The organism is Sphingobacterium tabacisoli, assembly GCF_017908035.1.
Lineage (GTDB): Bacteria > Bacteroidota > Bacteroidia > Sphingobacteriales > Sphingobacteriaceae > Sphingobacterium > Sphingobacterium tabacisoli.
The window spans coordinates 314243-331313 of record NZ_JAEQMU010000004.1; the positions used below are offsets into that span (position 1 = coordinate 314243).

Annotated in this window: 19 protein-coding genes and 1 pseudogene; 11 read left to right on the top strand and 9 right to left on the bottom strand. The window is 39.4% G+C overall.

The genetic code is table 11. The features are described 5' to 3' along the window. Positions 1-36 precede the first annotated feature (36 nt). The 7 genes from tatC to JKG64_RS15700 all read left to right on the top strand — a co-directional run bounded on the left by tatC (position 37) and on the right by JKG64_RS15700 (position 5830). Complete coding sequence (gene tatC / locus JKG64_RS15670) at positions 37-903, top strand: twin-arginine translocase subunit TatC (RefSeq protein WP_210355250.1); 867 nt, start codon at positions 37-39, stop codon at positions 901-903. 11 nt (positions 904-914) lie between these two features. After that, positions 915-1346 (top strand): ribose 5-phosphate isomerase B, encoded by a 432-nt coding sequence (gene rpiB / locus JKG64_RS15675; RefSeq protein WP_210355251.1) that lies wholly within the window; start codon positions 915-917, stop codon positions 1344-1346. A gap of 16 nt (positions 1347-1362) precedes the next feature. Further along, a complete protein-coding gene (locus tag JKG64_RS15680; protein WP_210355252.1) occupies positions 1363-2934 on the top strand; it encodes a M28 family peptidase in 1572 nt (523 codons plus the stop codon). Positions 2935-3037: 103 nt separating this feature from the next. Beyond that, on the top strand, positions 3038-3955 hold the full coding sequence (locus tag JKG64_RS15685; RefSeq protein ID WP_210355253.1) for a DnaJ C-terminal domain-containing protein: 918 nt from the start codon (positions 3038-3040) through the stop codon (positions 3953-3955). 1 nt (position 3956) lies between these two features. Then, complete coding sequence (locus JKG64_RS15690) at positions 3957-4232, top strand: chaperone modulator CbpM (protein ID WP_210355254.1); 276 nt, start codon at positions 3957-3959, stop codon at positions 4230-4232. A gap of 138 nt (positions 4233-4370) precedes the next feature. Continuing rightward, on the top strand, positions 4371-5114 hold the full coding sequence (locus tag JKG64_RS15695; RefSeq protein WP_210355255.1) for an SDR family NAD(P)-dependent oxidoreductase: 744 nt from the start codon (positions 4371-4373) through the stop codon (positions 5112-5114). Between the two features lie 32 nt (positions 5115-5146). Continuing rightward, positions 5147-5830, top strand: coding sequence for a phosphoribosylaminoimidazolesuccinocarboxamide synthase (locus JKG64_RS15700; protein ID WP_210355256.1), 684 nt, complete (start codon positions 5147-5149; stop codon positions 5828-5830). A 58-nt stretch (positions 5831-5888) separates the two neighbouring features. On the opposite strand, the gene JKG64_RS15705 is transcribed toward JKG64_RS15700, so the two are convergent. The 4 genes and pseudogenes from JKG64_RS15705 to arfB all read right to left on the bottom strand — a co-directional run. Further along, on the bottom strand, positions 5889-6725 hold the full coding sequence (locus JKG64_RS15705) for a hypothetical protein (protein ID WP_210355257.1): 837 nt from the start codon (positions 6723-6725) through the stop codon (positions 5889-5891). A 7-nt stretch (positions 6726-6732) separates the two neighbouring features. Continuing rightward, positions 6733-8031 (bottom strand): M56 family metallopeptidase, encoded by a 1299-nt coding sequence (locus JKG64_RS23060; RefSeq protein ID WP_246512628.1) that lies wholly within the window; start codon positions 8029-8031, stop codon positions 6733-6735. A 37-nt stretch (positions 8032-8068) separates the two neighbouring features. Further along, positions 8069-8437, bottom strand: coding sequence for a BlaI/MecI/CopY family transcriptional regulator (locus JKG64_RS15715; RefSeq protein ID WP_210355258.1), 369 nt, complete (start codon positions 8435-8437; stop codon positions 8069-8071). A 128-nt stretch (positions 8438-8565) separates the two neighbouring features. Further along, positions 8566-8943, bottom strand: a pseudogene (gene arfB / locus JKG64_RS15720) (alternative ribosome rescue aminoacyl-tRNA hydrolase ArfB); the annotation flags it as partial. Between the two features lie 195 nt (positions 8944-9138). Between arfB and bshA the strand changes: the two are divergent. From bshA to JKG64_RS15740, 4 genes are all read left to right on the top strand, one after another. Next, positions 9139-10287, top strand: coding sequence for an N-acetyl-alpha-D-glucosaminyl L-malate synthase BshA (gene bshA / locus JKG64_RS15725; RefSeq protein ID WP_210355260.1), 1149 nt, complete (start codon positions 9139-9141; stop codon positions 10285-10287). Between the two features lie 64 nt (positions 10288-10351). Further along, a complete protein-coding gene (gene pyrH, locus JKG64_RS15730; RefSeq protein WP_133585348.1) occupies positions 10352-11056 on the top strand; it encodes a UMP kinase in 705 nt (234 codons plus the stop codon). 21 nt (positions 11057-11077) lie between these two features. Continuing rightward, positions 11078-11641 carry a ribosome recycling factor gene (frr, locus tag JKG64_RS15735; protein WP_210355261.1) on the top strand — a complete coding sequence of 188 codons (564 nt, stop codon included), beginning with the start codon at positions 11078-11080 and terminating at the stop codon, positions 11639-11641. A gap of 143 nt (positions 11642-11784) precedes the next feature. Continuing rightward, positions 11785-12762, top strand: a complete 978-nt coding sequence (locus tag JKG64_RS15740) for a sugar phosphate isomerase/epimerase family protein (RefSeq protein WP_210355262.1) — start codon at positions 11785-11787, stop codon at positions 12760-12762. Positions 12763-12805: 43 nt separating this feature from the next. On the opposite strand, the gene purE is transcribed toward JKG64_RS15740, so the two are convergent. The 5 genes from purE to ffh all read right to left on the bottom strand — a co-directional run bounded on the left by purE (position 12806) and on the right by ffh (position 17044). Further along, positions 12806-13312: a 5-(carboxyamino)imidazole ribonucleotide mutase gene (gene purE / locus JKG64_RS15745; protein WP_210355263.1), complete on the bottom strand. Its 507-nt coding sequence runs from the start codon at positions 13310-13312 to the stop codon at positions 12806-12808. Positions 13313-13319: 7 nt separating this feature from the next. Then, a complete protein-coding gene (locus JKG64_RS15750) occupies positions 13320-14462 on the bottom strand; it encodes a 5-(carboxyamino)imidazole ribonucleotide synthase (RefSeq protein ID WP_210355264.1) in 1143 nt (380 codons plus the stop codon). A gap of 16 nt (positions 14463-14478) precedes the next feature. Then, positions 14479-14982: an NADH-quinone oxidoreductase subunit B gene (locus tag JKG64_RS15755; protein WP_133585353.1), complete on the bottom strand. Its 504-nt coding sequence runs from the start codon at positions 14980-14982 to the stop codon at positions 14479-14481. Then, positions 14979-15572 (bottom strand): NADH-quinone oxidoreductase subunit A, encoded by a 594-nt coding sequence (locus tag JKG64_RS15760; protein WP_210355265.1) that lies wholly within the window; start codon positions 15570-15572, stop codon positions 14979-14981. The genes JKG64_RS15755 and JKG64_RS15760 overlap by 4 nt, the downstream gene beginning before the upstream one ends. Positions 15573-15706: 134 nt before the next feature. Further along, positions 15707-17044 carry a signal recognition particle protein gene (gene ffh / locus JKG64_RS15765; protein ID WP_210355266.1) on the bottom strand — a complete coding sequence of 446 codons (1338 nt, stop codon included), beginning with the start codon at positions 17042-17044 and terminating at the stop codon, positions 15707-15709. Positions 17045-17071 lie beyond the last annotated feature (27 nt).

The following is a 17071-nucleotide window of genomic DNA, read 5'->3' on the forward strand; positions in this document are numbered from 1 at the left end:
AGAATGGTATTTTTGTTTTCTATACAAACACCCAATATGTCTAGTAAAAAACTAATTGACGCCATCAAAGAAAAAGGAAAGAATATAGAAGCCGAAATGTCATTTTTCGAACATTTAGAAGTTCTGCGATGGCATATCATACGCTCAGTCATAGCTATTATCGTCTTTGCTATCTTATCATTTACGTTCTACGATTTCGTTTTCAATCAGATCATCATGGGGCCTAAGAATTTAGATTTCTGGACTTATAGAATGATGTGTAAGGTCGCTGATGTATTAAGCCTTGATGATTTTTGTGTACAACGGATTCCGTTTAATATCATAAGCACTGAACTAACGGGGCAATTCATGCTACAGATCAACTCTTGTTTACTCATGGCTGTTGCTTTAGGTTTTCCATATTTACTATTTGAAGTATGGCTCTTTGTAAAACCAGCATTAACCGCAAGGGAGCAAAAATCAGCACGTGGCTTTGTATTTTATGCCACGTTATTATTTGCGCTTGGTGCGCTCTTTGGTTATTATATTGTTGTCCCATTATCGATTAATTTCCTAGCTAATATTTCCTTAAGTGCCGAAATCACAAATCAGATCACAATAGACAACTACCTTTCTACAGTCGCGACGCTTAGTTTGGGTTGTGGAATCGTTTTTTTACTGCCTATACTGATTTTTATCCTATCAAAACTAGGCATCATGACCCCGCAATTTATGCGTGCGAGTAGACGTTATGCTGCTGTAATCATACTAGTAATAGCTGCCGTAATTACACCATCAGCAGATGTGATTACTATGCTGACAGTGGCTGCCCCTATGTTTCTACTATATGAAATCAGCATCATGGTTTCTTCAAAAGTGAAGAAAGAAAAGGAATTAAAAGAGAAAGAGTTTTATAAAAGTTAATTATTAGAGAGATGAAAATAGCAATAGGTAGCGATCACGCTGGATTTGATTACAAAGTAGAGATCATTTCATATCTAGAGAAACTCGGTTACGAAGTTCAAGACTTTGGACCTTCTAGTGCAGATTCTGTGGACTACCCAGACTTTGCCCACCCTGTAGCTACATCTGTAGAAACAGCAGAAAACACGCTAGGTGTCTTAATCTGTGGAAGTGCAAACGGTGTCGCCATTACAGCCAATAAACATCAAGGAATACGTGCGGCTATAGCTTGGCAAAATGAAATTGCTGCTCTAGCCCGTCAGCATAATAATGCAAATATTATCTGTATTCCGGCTCGTTTTGTCGATTTAGAACTTGCAAAAAAAATCACACAGACCTTCCTAACGACAGATTTTGAAGGAGGCAGACATGCCAACCGTGTCAATAAGATTGCTTGTAATTAGCTAAAAGACTAAAGCCATGAGGAAACTATTTTCTATTTTATTAATACTACCTGCGCTATATAGCTGTAGCTTCGCTCAGGTACAAAAGAAGTACGGAGAACTCATCACGGAGGAGAGTTCTCGAAAACACCTCACCATATTAGCCAGTAAAGAATTTGAAGGAAGAGGTACAGGTCAGGAAGGTGGAAGAAAAGCTGCAAACTATATTGCCGAGCACTTCAAAACCTACGGACTGAAACCGATCGTCAACAATGATTCATTCTTTCAGCCCGTCTCTTTGTTACGTACAGAACATATTGTAAAAAATTTCAGTATAGACCAGATCCCTTTTGAAAATGGGAAAGACTTCTATGTTCAAGGAGACAATGATATCAAAAAGTTCTCTTCACAAGAAATAGTTTTTGTAGGCTATGGTCTTCAACACAACGCTTACAACGAACTTAAGTCTACCGATATCAAAGGAAAAGTTGTTTTGGTACTGAATGAAGGAGAGCCATTTGATCAAAATGGAAATTCACTTTTGACGGGCAATAGTACAGAATCCGAATGGTCTAAAAGTCGTTTCAAACGAATACAGGAACTTGTCAAGCTAGAGCCAGAGCTCATTTTAGCAACAACGCCTCTTGTGGCCAACATGTTAAACAGGATGAAAGGTAGGTCATCATCTGCACGCATTTCATTGGATGAGGGAAATGTAAACCGTATAGTTACTCAATCCATTCCTGTTGTTAACATAAACGAAAACATAGCCAATCAAATATTATCAAAAGCCAGTAGTTCTTTGGCTACTTTTAAGGAACTTGCACGTAAAGGTATTCAAAAACCGATAATAATAAAGAGTCAATTAGAAACTGAAATGGGGGTGAACCAAGAAAAACTGGATGACCCTAACGTCCTTGGCCTCTTAGAAGGTTCTGACTTAAAAGATGAGGTTATTGTTATCTGCGGACATTATGACCATGATGGTATATTACCTGACGGAACATTTTTCCCTGGAGCAGACGACAATGGCTCTGGAACTGTTGCCGTTCTGGAATTAGCAAGAGCTTTTTCTGTAGCCAAAAAAGAGGGTAAAGGGCCGCGGAGAAGTATTCTTTTTATTGGCTTAGCTGCTGAAGAGAAGGGTCTGCTCGGATCCAAATTCTACGTAGAGCACCCTATAATCCCTTTAAAAAACACGGTAGCCTGCATCAACATAGATATGATAGGTCGTATTGATGACAAACATTTAAATGGAGACCACAACTACTTACATGCAATAGGGCTCGACAAATTAAGTTCCGAGCTACAACAGGTTACCGAGAAAGCCAATAAAGACTTTGTGCAGATCGGATTGGATTATTCTTATAATGACCCCAATGAGCCTATGCGCCTTTATTACCGGTCTGATCATTACAACTTTGCAGAAAAAGGAATTCCTTCAGCTTTCTTCTTCTCAGGACTACACCCCCACTACCACACACCTGAGGATACTGTCGACAAAATCGATTTTCCGATGATGGTAAAACGAGAAAAATTAATTTTCTATACGACTTGGGAAATAGCCAATAGAGCAAAAAGACTGGTCGTAGATAGCAATAAGAAATAGATTTCAGATCAATAAAAGTAATAAAGCCGTTCCGAACTAGGAACGGCTTTATTATTTAAACAAATCGTCCAACCAATTGTTTATTACATATCAACAAGTAATTATGGCATTTGTAGATTATTATAGCACATTGGGGCTTGACAAAACCGCAAGCCAAGAGGACATCAAAAAAGCTTATCGCAAACTCGCACGCAAATATCACCCAGACTTGAATCCGGATGATGAGGCTGCTAAAAAGAAATTCCAAGAGCTCAATGAAGCCAATGAAGTTTTGACAGATCCTGAAAAGAGGAAGAAGTACGACCAATATGGTGAAAATTGGAAACACGGTGAAGAATACGAGCGGACTCAGCAGCAATACAGAGGGAGACCCGGTGGCTCGTCGCAACAAAATCCTTTTGAGGGCTTCGATTTCGATTATAACGGCAACTATGAAACCGGTGAATATTCCGATTTCTTCGAACAGCTTTTTGGATCTCGATTCGGAGCTGGGCGTAAAGGTTCATTTAAAGGCCAAGATTATAACGCCGAAGTCGAACTCACACTACAGCAAGCCAGCAATACCCATCAGCAGACCTTCACCGTAAACGGTAAAAATATTCGCATTACGATTCCTGCAGGTGTCCAAGACGGTCAGAAAATCCGTCTCAAAGGGCAAGGTGCCACAGGTGTAAATGGAGGCCCTAACGGAGACCTTTATATCACATTCCACATTCTACCTGACCCACGTTTTGACCGCAGGGGCGACGATTTATACAGCAAGGTCGAAATAGACCTGTTTACAGCTTTACTTGGTGGAGAGGCAATCGTAGAGACCCTAGGGGGGAAAATAAAAGTAAAAGTAAAATCCGGCACACAGAACGGTTCAAAAATCCGCTTAAAAGAAAAAGGATTCCCAATTTATAAACAGGAAGGTAAATTTGGCGATTTCTATGCCGAGGTCACGGTAAAAATACCGAACGACCTCACTGAAGAACAAAAGAAACTCTTTGAACAAGCAGCCGCTTTAAATAAAAAATAATATGGAAGCTACATTATTCAAAATAGTCGACATCTGCCGATCCAACAACATCGAGGCGGCCTTTATTAAAGAACTGCACCAAAATGGTCTGATAGAAATCACTATCATAGAGAGTCAAGAGTTTGTACATGAGGACGAAGTGGCGCGAATCCAAAAGTACCAAAACTGGCATTACGATTTGGAACTCAATATTCAAGGAATAGAAATTGTACAGCACCTCTTATATAAGATCGAATCACTAAAGCAACAGGTACAAAGCCTAAAGAGAGGACATTAGTATCTTCACGTAAATGTAAACTCTTCGTGTTTTTTTCTTAGTAGAGTCATAATCAACCTCTTTCTTTTCTCCTCCATACTTTTCTAAAGAGATATTGGTTAACTTGTTAGTGAAGGACACAACATAAGTTAAACACATATGAAACAGTTAGAAAATAAGGTAGCCATCGTAACCGGTGGAGCTTCAGGAATTGGAAAGGCAATTGCAGAAATCTTTATTAGAGAAGGTGCCAAGGTCATAATCTCGGACATCAATGACCAAGCGGGCAATGATTTTATCAATAATTGTGGGGGGAATAACGCAATTTTTGTTAAAGCTGATTCTTCCTCCCCCAAAGACAATGAAAAGATTGTAGAGGCCGCTATTGCGAATTTTGGAGCGTTGCATATTGCCGTTAATAATGCAGGAATTGGAGGTGAATCTAACCCAGTCGGCGAATTATCAATCGAAGGTTGGAATAAAGTTATTGACATCAATCTAAATGGTGTTTTCTATGGCATGCACTATCAACTACCCGAAATAGCTAAAGTGGGCGGTAGCATTATCAATGTGGCTTCTATCTTAGGATCCGTTGGATTTATGAATTCCGCAGCTTACGTCGCAGCAAAACATGGTGTAGTCGGGTTGACCAAAACAGCCGGTTGGGAATATGCAACTAAGGGAGTGCGAGTCAATGCCATAGGCCCTGGATTCATAGAGACTCCACTGATCGAAAATGCGTTAGATAAAGACACCCAAACATACTTAGCTAGCCAGCATGCTTTCCAACGACTAGGAAGACCTGAAGAAGTGGCTGAACTCGCACTTTGGCTTGCTACAGAAAAATCATCATTTGTAACAGCATCATATTATCCTGTCGATGGCGGATATTTGGCAAAATAGTATTAAATTGCGCGCTTTAAACTCAACTTCTCATGCAATTAATCTATAAAGGTAAGACCAAAGATGTCTACAATCTAGGTAACAGTCAGTATCTATTAAAATTCAAAGATGACGTAACAGGCGAAAATGGAGTCTTTGACCCCGGAGCGAATACCGTAGGCTTGACTATAGACGGAGCTGGTAAATCAGGGCTAAAGATGACCAAATATTTTTACGAGCTGTTAAATGGCCTTCAGATTCCTACACACTTAATTTCAGTTGATCTAGACGATGTCAGTATGGTCGTCAAGGAGGCAGAGGTATTAGGGAAAGGACTAGAGGTGATATGCCGTTACAAAGCAGTTGGAAGTTTTTACAGACGTTATGCGGCTTATTGCGAAGAAGGCCAAGACTTAAATGGTTTTGTAGAGGTGACAATCAAAGATGATGAACGCGGAGATCCTGTTATCTCCGAAGATGCATTGGAAAATCTGGGTATCTTAACCAAAGAATTATATCAGGAATTAAAAGCGCTAACGGTAAAAATCTGTGATATTGTCAAGGCGGAATTGGCAAAAAAAGGATTAGACCTTTATGATATCAAACTAGAATTCGGGTACGATAAAACAAACAATCAAATCATCCTCATTGATGAGATTTCAGGAGGCAACATGCGTGTTTATAAAAATGGACAGTATATCGCTCCTTTAGATTTAGAAAAAGAATTCTTAGCATAACATAAAATAAGAGCTGACCCAAAAAGTCAGCTCTTATTCTTTCTAAGCATGTTAAACACTAATCTCTGATAGATACCGTATCTCTTTGCAGCACTTTTGATTCGGAATCCTGATATTCCACATAATATTGTCCTGGACACAAGCTCACCTCTATACAATCACGATCCGCTGGTCTTAGGATCTGAAAGTACTGGAGACCTACATTTCCATTTTCAAAGTCCAAATACACTTTTAAAAAAGCAATCTGATCCGAGGAAAACATACCGAGGTTCGGTTCTAAACGGACATCCCTTTTTGCCTCTCTGTCTCTACACTCCGTTATCTGCCAACGGAGACTATCACTCTCTTTTTTCTGTAACTCCAACGCATTAATACGTGCCAGATAATCCACTTTACAGAAACGACAGTCAAGGTGCTTTTCAGTACTAATATAGTAGATGAGACTCAACCCGCCATCTTCCCTATACGGGATATAAATATGCCGAATATCTAACCTACCCAACGTTATATCTCGTTGAAAATAAAATGCGCTGTCCTGCACTTTCCGTTCATAACCATCTAACTTTTCAACTCCATTCCGGTGCTGTAGGGCAATAAGGTGATACTGAGGTTCTGAATCTGGAACTGCCGAAAACAAAAGCTTACTTCCCTTGGTATGAATACCAACTGATTTCATGACCAGCTTATCATTGGGATAAAGTTGCTTCATCTTTAATCCTGTCTCCTTTGAATCAAAAGGCCTAATATCCATATACAACCAGACATTTGAATTGTTTAAATCTGTATTGAAATACCGGTCTACATCCTCGACAAATACCCCTCCCTTGGCAAACCTAGGAGATTTACACCCCGCGAACACCGCTAAAACAAGAATTATTACTACTCTTTGCAGCATCGTAAAATTACATATTCGTTAAATCCAATCGTATTGGTAATGTGTATGCAACTCGTACCGCTTTCCCATTTTGGATAGCCGGCGTCCACTTAGCTGATTGACTAAGCATATCAAGAGCGGCCTGTCCCGTACCATATCCAATGTCCTGAACCACTTTAAGATTACTCAACTGTCCATCTTTCTCAACAACAAAATAAATTTGCATTGTCCCCTTTATACCAGCATCTATCACTGCTTTTGGAAATTGATAATTTAACCCAATCCATTTGCGATAGGCAGCCATTCCTCCAGGAGGTTCGGGATTGATTTCAGCAGTTTCAAAAATCATATCATCATCAACCCGCCCCTGTGCATTAATCTTCTTCGAAGTATCCTGATCCGTTAGGGATAGAAGGCTCGAGGTTTCTTCTTCCATTTCCGCAGGACCACCTAATATAGCCTTAGGAAAAGCAACATCAGCCAACTGTGTCTCCACACCAGCTACCACCTCTTTGGCTCTGCTTGTATTAAAAACCAAAGTAGATCCAATTGTTATTAACAGCACAGGAAGGCCGGCTAAATAAAACAACTTATTTCTATTCGACGATTTATTTTTAAATAACATCATAATTCTCTTTTTTAAAAATGACTGGTTCGAAAACTCATGGACCAGACTATTTAAGTCGGATCGCATCGCATTCGCAACCAACAATTCCGCATAAGCGACCTTATCTTCCGAACAAAGATCATCAGCAATACACTCATGTTGAAATTTCAACTCCTTTCGAATAAGATAAACTATGGGGTTAAACCAATTAAACACACAAATAAGCTCTAACAATAATATATCGTAGGAATGTCCCTGTTCTACATGAACTTGTTCATGCCGATCTATTACCTGCTCATTCTTTACTTCTGTTCCTAAAAACACCCATTTAAAAAATGAAAAACTCACATAACGCTCTTCACTAACGAATGCCCGTTTGACCGTCCATAACCGGTATACCAAAGCTATTACTCCAAGGCTGACAACAGCCCAATACAGAACCGTAAGCAAGTCAACCAAGCTGTAAGAAGTCTGTGCCACCGCCATGGGGATATACATCACATCCATAACCTCTATAAAGCTGACTTGTGGAATGACTTCATCCTCCGCTATTAAGCTTGATATATCAATGAATAGCCCTATAGGTATAAGGATTGCTAATACCACAATTCCTAATAAATACAGTCTATTCCACTGAAAGAAGGTCAACTTTCGGAAACAAATATGATATAGGCCAAAACCTATCGTCAAGGCGATATTAACCAGAAGTAAGTAAACCATAATTAGTTAAGTTTATAATCAAGCAATAGATAGCTTGTTATTTGTGTCTATTGATTATTGCCAATATTTCATCCAATTCTTTTACATCCAACTTATTTTCTTCCAGAAAAAAAGACAGCATTCGTTTCGGCGAGTTATCAAAATAACCATTCAACAACTTGTCCGCAACTACTTTCTTATACATTTCCTTAGAAATCGTTGGAATATAGCGATGGCTTTTGCCAAACGCTTGATGATCTACAAAACCCTTGGCTTGTAGAATCCTGATAATAGTAGAAACTGTATTATATGCAGGTTTTGGTTCTGGGAGTCTATCGATAACTTCCTTAACAAATCCGCCCCCCATATCCCAGAGCTCCTGCATGATCTGCTCTTCTGCTTTTGTAAGTTCTTTAATTTCGTCCATAATACTGTTTATTAAAAAAGGCACGTCTGCCGATAATCGATTATAAAACGAATGTATAACTAAAAAACTAGTTTTAAAACTATTTTTTTAGTTAATAACACAAACAACTACAATACAGCACATTAAAATCAATCCAATCGCCATCTTCGATTCGACTTTTTCTCGGACAGCTTGTTTTTTCGGTCCAATCGTGCCAATACTTTCGAGCGAGGTATTTTTGTTGGGATTCGCTTTTTCGTGGGTGTCAAAGCCTTTTCCAATAAGTCCTGTAGTCGTTCTACAGCGATATCTTTATTTGCCAACTGACTCCTACTCTCCGAAACCTCCAACTGTAACAACCCTTCTGATTGTATGCGATGTGCCAACTTAAACCTAACAATATCTTTTTGTATGGGAGACAGTAATAGAGAATTTGCCACATCCCACAGCAAAGTCACTTTCGTTTCTACTTTATTTACATTCTGTCCTCCAGCTCCCCCAGACCGGGAAGTCTTAAATGTCACTTCCTTCCTTAAATCTTCCGATTTAATATACATACTATAAACTTTACGATTTTATTGCAAAATGATTGCTAAACCTTACTTAAATTTGATTGTTATAAATATAAACAAAACTTCATGAAACCATCATGGGTAAATCGGGCTATATGCCTCCGAAAATGCTCTTGATAGCTTCATCACTTAACTTAATAGAAATTATTGATGAAAATAGGAATAGTTTGTTATCCCACATTTGGTGGTTCAGGAGTAGTAGCTACAGAGCTAGGAAAAGGATTAGCCTCCGAAGGTCACCAGGTACATTTCATTACTTACAGCCAACCTGCACGGCTAGACTTCTTTTCCGAAAACCTATTCTATCACGAAGTTGCCGTTTCGCAGTATCCACTTTTTGATTTTCCTCCTTACGAATCGGCATTAGCTAGCAAGCTCGTCGATGTGGTTCGCTTCGAACAGCTGGATGTATTACATGTACATTATGCTATTCCACATGCATCTGCCGCCTACCTAGCAAAACAGATTCTTCGCAGTTATGGTATCCATATCCCCGTAGTCACTACACTACATGGCACGGATATCACATTGGTAGGGAAAGACAAAAGTTTCAAGCCAGTTGTACAGTTCTCCATCAATGAATCCGATGGTGTCACCACCGTATCCGAAAGTCTAAAAAAACAAACTTTAGAGTTTTTCGATATTACTAGAGACATCGAGGTAATCCCCAACTTTATAGATCTCGAAAGATTTTTCAACAAAAAGAGAGAGCACTTCAAAAAAGCCATCGCCCCAGATGATGAGCGTATCCTGATACATACTTCCAATTTTAGAAAGGTAAAGAATACGACAGATGTAGTACGCATATTCCATCAAGTCAATCAAAAAATACCAAGCAAATTATTAATGGTCGGCGATGGTCCCGAACGTAGTAATGCCGAAGAGCTTTCAAGACAATTGGGAATCTCTAGTAGTGTCCGTTTCTTGGGCAAGCAAGATGCCATCGAAGAAATATTATCCGTTTCTGACCTATTCCTCATGCCTTCATCTTCCGAGAGTTTTGGATTGGCTGCATTAGAAGCAATGGCCTGTAGCGTGCCTGTAATCTCTACGAATACCGGAGGACTTCCTGAGCTGAATGTCAATGGCGTAACCGGATTTTTGAGTGATATTGGCGACGTAGATGACATGGCAAAGAATGCCATCCATATTCTAGAGGACTGCCCTCGTCTGGAAGAATTTAAAAAAGCAGCTTATGCTCGTGCCAAAGATTTTGATATCAAACAGATTTTGCCCTTATATGAGCGCTATTATCAAAAAGCCATTGACAGCTTAAAAAAAGAAAACAAATCGCTTTAAGTCCGTCGTAGGCGGAAAAAAAATTATATCTTTGACTTTTGGAAATATTCCGAAAAAATCAAGCATGAAATATAAACGTATCCTACTAAAACTCAGCGGTGAAGCTCTAATGGGAGAGCAAAACTATGGTATTGACATCAATAGAGTAGCTCAATATGCCAAAGACATTAAAGAAATCCATGAACAAGGTTTAGAAATAGCTATTGTCATTGGAGGAGGAAATATCTACAGAGGCCTAAGCGCAGAAAAAGCAGGTATGGACCGAGTGCAAGCTGACTATATGGGCATGCTAGCAACCGTAATAAATAGTATGGCTCTACAAGATGCTTTAGAAAAAGTTGGGCTAAAAACAAGACTACTTACTGCGATCAAAATGGAGCAGATTTGTGAGCCATTCATTCGCAGGAGAGCAGTAAGACACCTAGAAAAAGGTAGAATTGTAATCTTCGGTGCAGGTACTGGTAACCCTTATTTCACAACAGACACAGCTGCTTCGTTAAGAGCTATTGAAATTAATGCAGACGCTGTTTTAAAAGGAACTCGTGTTGATGGAATTTATTCAGCCGACCCAGAGAAAGATCCAAGTGCAACTCGTTTTGACAACATCTCATTCACCGAGGTTTATCAAAAAGGGCTCAATGTAATGGACATGACAGCATTTACATTATGCCAGGAGAACAATCTTCCAATTATAGTTTTTGATATGAATAAACCTGGTAATTTGAAAAAACTGGCCGAAGGAGAACATATTGGAACTGTTGTTAGCTAAGAAAAATAAAACTACAAACATATGAACGAACTGATATCTATAGAATTGGATGACTGCAAAGAGAGAATGACAAAAGCCGTGCAGCATACCGAATCAGAACTTACAAAAATTCGTGCTGGAAAAGCGACACCATCCATGTTGGACGGTATTTATGTAGACTATTATGGCTCCGCTACTGCACTCTCTCAAGTTAGTAACATCAATACTACGGATGCTCGTACAATTGTAATCCAACCTTGGGAAAAAAACCTTTTAACCACGATAGAAAAAGCTATCATGGATTCCAATATTGGATTAAATCCACAAAATGATGGTTCTGTAATACGTTTGGTTGTTCCTCCTTTGACAGAAGAAAGAAGACGTGACCTTGTAAAAAAAGCTAAAGAAGAGGCTGAAAAAGGACGCGTCACAGTGCGCAACATCCGCAAAGAGACCAACGAGTCTATCAAAAAACTAAAAAACGATGGTGCTTCTGAAGACGAGATTAAAATTGGTGAAGCTGAAGTTCAGAAACTAACAGACAGCTATATCGTAAAAGTTGATCAGTTAGCAGAGTTGAAAGAAAAAGACATTATGACGGTGTAACCCTTCATACATACCTTAACAAAAGCCATCCTTCAAAAAAAGGGTGGCTTTTTTAATGCCTATATTATCCTTATCACTAATTTTCTATTCGTATTTGTCAACAGCATTTATTAAATTTAGTACGCTATATAATTTTATCGAGGATGACTACAAGACGTAACTTTATCAAAAAGACAGGCTTAGGACTAGCGGGCGCATATTTTGGATCTTCACTATTGCATGCCTGTACACCGAACAAACAAAAAGGAGAAGGTCCTTTCGCCAATATAGGCTTACAGATATACTCTTTACGAGACCTCTTAGGCCAAGATGCCAAGCTCACGTTGGAAACCGTTTCAAAAATAGGCTATAGTCATATCGAAACATTTGGTCTAGATACCACTACGAATTCCTTTTGGGGACTTAGCGTACCCGAACTAAAGAAGATAATGACCGGAATCGACCTAAAGACCTATAGTGGACACTATGACTTGAGTAGATACCTCAGCAGACATCATACCGATAAAGAACCGATTGAAAAATATATCGAAACAGCACATGAGCTGGGTCAAAAGTACGTCATAGCACCCGTAACTCCTATGGATGACCTTAACAACCTAAAGGTTGAGGATTACCAATATGCCGCCGAACAGCTTAACAACGCTGGGGAAATAGCCAAAAAAGCAGGTATAAAAATTGGCTACCACAATCATTTCTGGGAGTTCAGAACATTTGCCAATGGTACAAAGGGATTAGATATTTTAATTGCTTTTACAGAGCCCGAATTGGTCGCTTTTGAATTGGACATCTATTGGATCGAAAAGTCGGGGTTCAGCCCACAATCTTATTTTCAGAAATACCCAAGTCGTTTTCCAATGTGGCACATAAAAGATATGGATAAAAACTATTCGCAACCTATAGTGGGGAAAGAGTACGACAGTTTACCTTTTGATTCTATACAGAACAAAGTACGCTTTACCGAAGTTGGTAGCGGACAGATCGACTATATCAACATCTCACAAAGTGCAAAGCAGGCGGGTCTAGAATATGCGTTTGTTGAACAAGACGACATCTATATGCCGAACAAATTTGAGAGTATCAAAAAGAGTTACGACTATGTCCAAAAATTCCTGACTAAATAACGGAAAATAAAGAAGGGCTGTAAAATCATTACAGCCCTTCTTTTTAAAAATTCATTGCTTCTACTTCCGAAGCTGTTTCTTCTACCTTCTCTTTTAGTCCTTTCTTGAAGCTCAATAAGTTCTCTCCTATTGTTTCATCAAAAGTTCCTATAATTTGCGCTGCCAGAATTCCTGCATTTTTTGCTGCATTCAAAGCCACAGTTGCCACAGGAATACCGTTAGGCATCTGTAGTATGGATAATACTGAATCCCAACCATCGATAGAGTTCGAAGACTTTACAGGTACACCAATTACAGGAAGGTGTGTTATTGACGCTACCATACCTGGCAGATGCGCAGCTCCACCAGCTCCAGCTATAATTACTTTAATACCTCTAGAAGCTGCTTCTTCAGCATATGAAAACATACGATGAGGCGTACGGTGAGCTGATACAATAGTAACTTCAAAACCTACTCCTAATTCCTTTAACACTTCTACTGCATCTTGCATAACAGGGAGATCAGATTTACTCCCCATAATAATTCCAACTTGGATTGATTGTGTGCTCATTTCTTTATTATGCTATTACTTTCAATATTTCCTGTACCTTACGGGCATTAATAATTGCAAGCTCCCGATCTGCATTCACAATACAGACGTGTCCCATCTTCCGGAAGGGTTTGGTATACTTTTTACCGTACAAGTGTAAATACACACCTTCCATTGCCAGGATTTCTTCTATCCCCTCATACTTAGCCAATCCTTCATATCCTTCTTCTCCCAAAAGATTAATCATCACAGCATTCGAGCGTGCTTCTGTATTTCCTAACGGCAGATTGAATATTGCTCTAAGGTGTTGACCGAACTGAGAAGTAAAGTTTCCTTCGATAGTTTGGTGTCCCGAATTATGAGGACGTGGTGCTAGCTCGTTGACTAGAATTTCACCTTCTTCAGTCAAGAACATCTCAACAGCCAATAAACCTACTATCTGCAAATCGTTTGCAATCTTCTTAGCTAGTTCCTCAGCCTTCTGTTGGATTTCGAAACTATAAGTCGATGGGGAGATTAAGAACTCTACTAAGTTCGCTTGCGGGTTAAACTCCATTTCCACCATTGGAAAGGTTTTGACCTCACCACGATCATTGCGAGAGACAATAACAGCAATCTCTTTCTGGAATTTTACAATCTCCTCAATGATACTTGGTTCCTCAAACGCAGTCTGCAAATCATCTTCGTTAAGAATCATTTTAACGCCCTTCCCATCGTATCCATCTTTACGCAGTTTCTGCACAAAAGGCAACGATAAATTCGCATTACGAAGAGATTCACGATTAGAAATCAGTTGAAACGCCGATGTCGGAATATCATTTTGTTTGAAGAATTGCTTCTGCAAGCCTTTATCCTGAATCAAACGTATCACACGAGACTGTGGATACACAATCACCCCTTTATCCTCCAGTGCCTCCAATGCATCGACATTGACTTTTTCAATCTCTATCGTCAGCATATCTAGGTTCTTTCCAAAATTAAAGACCGTATCATAATCGCTAAGTGATCCACATTCAAAGTGATCACATAATTTACGACAAGGTGCATTTTTATCTGGATCTAGCACATGCACATTCACATTATAACTAATTGCTTCCTGAATGAGCATCCGGCCCAACTGGCCACCGCCAAGAATCCCTAGCTGCAACTCACCATAAAAATCTTTTCCCATAATTTAACTTATATCCTTAGCAGTTCTCCTCAAAGTATTTCTCGTGAAGAATCTGTTCTTTTTCAATCTTTTTTTGTAACTCTAAAAATGCACCTATAAGCGCTTCCGGTCTAGGCGGACAACCTTGCACGTACACATCTACCGGGATGATTTTATCGACCCCTTTCACCACATGATAGCCATGTTGCCAATACGGCCCACCGCAGTTTGAGCAAGAGCCCATTGAAATAACATATCGAGGCTCGGGCATCTGTTCATACAGCCTTTTGATACGATCAGCCATTTTAAAAGTCACCGTACCTGCAATAATCATAACATCAGATTGTCTTGGAGACGGCCTAGGAAAAACTCCTAGACGATCTAGATCATATGTTGCGGCCATCGCTCCCATCATTTCAATAGCACAGCATGCAATACCAAAACTGACAGGCCACATAGATGATAATCTCGCCCAATTCAGCAAATCATCAATCTTAGCCACAATGACACCATCAGACCTTAACTGTTCATCTATACTCATGGCTTTTTGAATCTAGGTTTAAACCCAACGGATGGCTTAGAAACACGATCTTCCACGACATCATTTTTATCCTCTACAAGAGAGTCTATACTAGCGTGGTAATCTCGGACTGCATACACACTATTATTAAGCTGTGCATACGCATCCTGTGGTATATTCACATTAACAACAGGTCGTACATGATTTGGCTTAATCCAATTTAAATCACCTTTACGCCATACGTAGATTAGACCAATAATCAGGATCGCAAGAAAAATACCCATCTCTGCCATCGTAAACCACCCCCATCGCCCATCTGCTGCAATAAGAAATTCATTTCCAAATACGACAGACCACGGAAAAATAAAGATAAGCTCGACATCAAAAAGTAAAAAGATAAGTGCTATGACATAGAATCGTGGATTAAATTGAACCCAGGCAGTTCCCACTGTCTCTTCACCACATTCATACGTACTCTCTTTGATTGGATTGGGCTTCTTTGGAGCAATCAACTTGGCTAGAAAAATCGTCACGCAGACTAACAGGATACCAATAATCCCCATAAGGAGAATAGCTCCATAAGCTGAAAGTTGCGAGGGATGATCGTCCATAACCACAAAATTAACAATAAATTCTATTCTTTCTAAAAATAACCGTCAAATTTAGGTCTAAAACAAAACGGAGGGACAACTATAAAAATTATACTTGCCCCTCCGTCTCTTATTCCGGAATCAACTTTCCGAATCTATCTACCAGGCATCTTCGGCATATTGCGCATCATTTTTGCGGCCATAGCTGGATTAGACATCTGTTTCATCACTTTACGCATATCCATAAATTGTTTCAACAGCTTATTAACCTCATTAATATCTGTACCGGATCCTTTCGCGATACGCATTCTTCTTTTTTGATCGATTGCATCTGGGTTTTCTCTCTCGAAAGGAGTCATTGAATCGATAATCGCTTCGATTGGTTTAAAAGCGTCATCTTCAATTTCCACATCTTTAAGAGCTTTACCGGCTCCAGGTATCATACCTATCAAATCCTTCATATTACCCATCTTCTTGATCTGTTGAATTTGGGATCTGAAATCATTGAAGTCAAACTTATTCTTACGGATTTTCTTCTGAAGCTCCGCTGCCTGCTTCTCATCGAATTGCTGCTGAGCACGTTCCACCAAGGAAACAACGTCACCCATCCCTAAGATACGAGAAGCCATACGGTCAGGATAGAACATATCCAACGCATCCATCTTCTCTCCTGTACCAATAAATTTAATTGGCTTGTTTACAACAGATTTAATAGATAGCGCGGCTCCACCACGAGTATCCCCATCAAGTTTCGTTAATACAACCCCAGTAAAGTCTAATCTATCATTGAAAGCCTTAGCTGTATTTACGGCATCCTGTCCAGTCATAGCATCTACGACAAACAAAATCTCATGTGGCTGAGTAGCATCCTTTACCGCAGTTATCTCATTCATGAGTGCCTCATCAATCGCAAGACGACCTGCCGTATCTATAATGATAACATTATTACCATTGCGTTTACCTTCCTCTACCCCAGCTTTTGCAATTGCAATTGGATCTGTCGAATTTCTATCTGTATATACAGGTACTCCTACTTGCTCTGCTAGAACCTCTAATTGATCGATCGCTGCAGGACGATATACGTCACCAGCAACCAAAAGAGGTTTTTTACCTTTCTTATCTTTCAAAAAATTAGCAAGCTTTCCAGTAAACGTAGTTTTACCCGCACCATTCAGACCCGCAATTAGAATAACTGTTGGATTCTTTGATAGATCGAGTTCAGTTACCGAGCCCCCCATTAAACCAGTCAACTCATCATTCATGATTTTAGTCAACAACTGTCCAGGAGAAATACTGCTCAATACATTTTCACCTAATGCCTTTTGTTTGACATCGTCTGTAAACGTTTTTGCAGTTTTATAATTCACATCGGCATCCAACAAGGCCTTGCGAATTTCTTTCATCGTCTCAGCGACGTTTATTTCGGTAATATTCCCTTGGCCTTTTAATACCTTAAAGGCTCTATCTAGTTTATCCTGAAGATTTGAAAACATAGTTAATTTTTTGAAACTCTTATGCTA